Source organism: Adlercreutzia rubneri (genome assembly GCF_009755265.1).
GTDB lineage: Bacteria > Actinomycetota > Coriobacteriia > Coriobacteriales > Eggerthellaceae > Adlercreutzia > Adlercreutzia rubneri.
This window is the reverse complement of the sequence record NZ_WPOO01000059.1, coordinates 1-593: the sequence shown is the minus strand read 5'-3', so window position 1 is coordinate 593 and position 593 is coordinate 1. Positions and strand designations below refer to the sequence as shown.

Genomic DNA, 593 nt, shown 5'->3' with positions numbered 1-593 from the left:
CGCTGGAAGCCATCATCAACGACCCGCAGCTCAAGGTGGATGCGCTCATCCTGCCCGGTCATGTCAGCACCATCATCGGCGCCGAGCCGTATCGGTTCTTGGCCGAGAAGTACGGCATACCCGGCGTCATCACCGGGTTCGAGCCGGTTGACGTGCTGCAGGGCATCGCCATGATCATGCGCCAACTGCACGAAGGCCGTGCCGACATCGAGATCGCCTACGCGCGCGGCGTCATGCCCGAAGGCAACCCCGTGGCGCTGGCCGCCATCGACGAGGTGTTCGAGACGTGCACCGCCCTCTGGCGCGGCCTGGGCGAGATTCCCGGTTCCGGCTACCGCATCCGCGAGGAGTTCGCGCAGTTCGACGCCGTGCGCCGTTTCCAGCCCGACGTCGAGCCCACGCAGGATCCGAAGGGCTGCCGCTGCGGCGACGTGCTTCGCGGCATCATGGCGCCCAACGAGTGTCCCTTGTTCCGCAAGGTATGCACGCCCGAGAACCCCGTGGGTCCTTGCATGGTGTCAAGCGAGGGCAGCTGCGCCGCGTACTACCGGTACTACTAAAGAGAAAACAGGCGCCGCAGCATCCGAAGGACC

1 protein-coding gene is annotated in these 593 nt (G+C 65.8%); it reads left to right on the top strand.

Annotation, left to right across the window (positions count from 1 at the left end):
• Positions 1-560: hydrogenase formation protein HypD (gene hypD, locus GO707_RS11875; RefSeq protein WP_157013093.1), on the top strand; the 560-nt coding region annotated here is incomplete at its 5' end.
• Positions 561-593: the final 33 nt, after the last annotated feature.